The organism is Actinoplanes sp. NPDC051633, assembly GCF_040681735.1.
Lineage (GTDB): Bacteria > Actinomycetota > Actinomycetes > Mycobacteriales > Micromonosporaceae > Actinoplanes.
In genome coordinates, this window is sequence record NZ_JBFAZH010001208.1 from 1 (window position 1) to 2,289 (window position 2,289).

Here is a 2,289-nt window from a genome sequence, read left to right on the forward strand (position 1 = left end):
GCCGCCTTTCCGAGGACTCCACACGCGGCTGGGCTACCACTTTTGGGTGCGGTCCTTCAGCAAGGTCGGGTTGGCCGGGTCGCTCGTGTCGATGACGATGTCGGCGTGGTCCTCCGGGCGTACCTCCGCCAGGTATCGCTGCTCGCCCGGCAGGTACTTGCCGCGGTAGCGGCGCTCGGCCTCGGCCGCCGAGCCCATCCAGGACGCGTCCCGCTCGATCCCGCGCCGCAGCGACTCCGCGAAGCTGATCCGCAGGTAGACGACCAGATCCCAGCAGCCGGCGAGCTCCGGCCGCTGCAGGAAGACGCCGTCGGCCAGCAGGATCGCGTCGTCGGCCGCCACCTGGTCGGGCGGCCCCGTCAGCGGCCGGCCCGACGGGGTGGTCAGCGCCGTGCGATGCCGGCGGTCGCCGCCCGGGCCCAGCGGGCCGAGCAGCTGTGCCCGGATGGCCGGGTAGTTCCACGAATCGAGGTAGTAGCTTTCCGGGCTGTCGTACGGGTACGCGTTGCGGTCCTCGACCATAACCATGAAGTTGTCGAGCTGCGCCCGGATCACCGGCCTCGGGGTCAACGCCCGCAGCCGGGCCGCCAGCGCGTCCGCGAGCGTCGTCTTGCCCGCCGCCGACCGGCCGTCGAGACCCACGCGCACCGGATGGTCCCGCTCGACCGCCAGGATCCGGTCGGCGAGCCGGTCGATCATCGGCGCGTCGAGCGGGCCCGCACGTGCACCCGCTCACCCTGCGGCCCGAAGATCGACAGGAACTCGACCGCCTCGCCGTCCACGCCGCCGAACCAATGCGGCACCCGGGTGTCGAACTCGGCCGCCTCGCCGGTCGGCAGCACCAGGTCGTGCTCGCCGAGGACCAGCCGCAGTCGCCCGCCGAGCACGTAGAGCCACTCGTAACCCTCGTGGGTCCGAGGGTCGGGCTCCTTGGCGGGGCCCGCCGCGATGACGTGCTTAAAGGCCTGGGTGCCCGTGGAATGCCTGCTCAGAGGCATGATCGTCTGGTCGCCACGGGTGATCGGCCGAGCGTACACCCGGGGGTCGCCGGTCGGCGGGGCGCCCACCAGATCGTCCAGCGGCACCTGGTAGGCCGCCGCCAAGGGCAGCAACAGCTCGAGCGTGGCGCGCCGCTGGCCGGACTCCAGGCGGGAGAGCGTGCTGACCGAGATACCGGTGGTTTCCGCCAGATCGGTCAGGGTAATCGCGCGCTGCCGGCGCAGCGCCCGCAACCGCGGACCGACTGCGGCGATCACGCCGTCGTTTGCTGTCATGGCAAAGAAGTTTGTCACTTCTGGGCAAGCCGAGAACGGTGAAGACATGACTTATGACGTAGTGGTGGTCGGCAGCGGGCCGGCCGGGCTGAGCGCAGCGGTGACGCTGGGCCGGGCGCTGCGGACCGTGCTGGTGATCGACGCCGGCGAGCCGCGCAACGCCCCGGCAGCAGGGGTGCACAACTTCCTGACCAGGGACGGCCAGTCGCCGTCCGAGTTCCGGGCACTCGGACGCACCGAGGTGGAGCGGTACGGCGGCGAGTTCCGTGACGCGACGGTGGTCGCGGTCACCGGCGAGGCGGACGCGTTCGAGGTGCACCTGGCCGACGGGTCCACGGTCACCGCTCGCCGCGTCCTGGTCACCTCGGGGCTCAAAGATGTGCTGCCGGACATCCCGGGGCTGGCGGAGCGCTGGGGCAAGACGGTCCTGCACTGTCCGTACTGCCACGGGTTCGAGGTGCGGGGCGAGGCGGTCGGCGTGATCGCCAGCGGGTCGATGGCCATGCACGCGGGTCTGCTCTGGAGCCAGTGGACCAGTGACCTGATGCTCTTCCTCAACGAATCCTTCGCCCCGGACGAGGAACAGACCCGCAAGCTCACGAACCGCGGGGTGCGGCTGGTGCCCGGGCGGGTGACGGCGGTCGGCGACGACGGTGTGCACCTGGCCGACGGCACCGTGATCCCCCGTGCCCACCTGGTCGTGCAGACCCGGCTCGAGGGTCGTGCCGACTTCCTCGAGCCGCTCGGCGTGAAACTGGTCGAGCATGCGACGGGAAACGCCACGCACCTGGCGGCCGAGGATCCGAGCGGGCGCACGGCGGTGCGCGGTCTGTGGGTGGCCGGCAACGTGACGGACCCGATGGCTCAGGTGATCAGCGCGGCGGCGGCCGGTGTCGGCGCGGGCGCGATGATCAACATGGATCTCGTGGAGGCCGACGCGGGGTGAGCGGGCCAGGGTCTGGGCGGGCCCGAGTCGCCGAGGGGAGTACGACCGGGCCCGGCCACCCGCGGGTGC

Annotated in this window: 3 protein-coding genes; 1 reads left to right on the forward strand and 2 read right to left on the reverse strand. The window is 71.7% G+C overall.

What is annotated here, in order from left to right; translation table 11 throughout:
• Positions 1 to 33 precede the first annotated feature (33 nt).
• Positions 34 to 699: a uridylate kinase gene (locus tag AB0M20_RS39080; RefSeq protein ID WP_364306057.1), complete on the reverse strand. Its 666-nt coding sequence runs from the start codon at positions 697 to 699 to the stop codon at positions 34 to 36.
• A complete protein-coding gene (locus AB0M20_RS39085; RefSeq protein WP_364306059.1) occupies positions 696 to 1,274 on the reverse strand; it encodes an XRE family transcriptional regulator in 579 nt (192 codons plus the stop codon). The genes AB0M20_RS39080 and AB0M20_RS39085 overlap by 4 nt, the downstream gene beginning before the upstream one ends.
• A 46-nt stretch (positions 1,275 to 1,320) precedes the next feature.
• Here AB0M20_RS39085 and AB0M20_RS39090 point away from each other — a divergent pair, with 46 nt between their 5' ends.
• Complete coding sequence (locus AB0M20_RS39090; protein WP_364306061.1) at positions 1,321 to 2,220, forward strand: NAD(P)/FAD-dependent oxidoreductase; 900 nt, start codon at positions 1,321 to 1,323, stop codon at positions 2,218 to 2,220.
• Positions 2,221 to 2,289: the final 69 nt, after the last annotated feature.

What these genes read in the sequence shown, in the direction of transcription:
- AB0M20_RS39080 (WP_364306057.1), bottom strand. Translation starts at nt 699, where the DNA reads ATGATCGACCGGCTCGCCGACCGGATCCTGGCGGTCGAGCGGGACCAT.
- AB0M20_RS39085 (WP_364306059.1), bottom strand. Translation starts at nt 1,274, where the DNA reads ATGACAGCAAACGACGGCGTGATCGCCGCAGTCGGTCCGCGGTTGCGG.
- AB0M20_RS39090 (WP_364306061.1), top strand. Translation starts at nt 1,321, where the DNA reads ATGACTTATGACGTAGTGGTGGTCGGCAGCGGGCCGGCCGGGCTGAGC.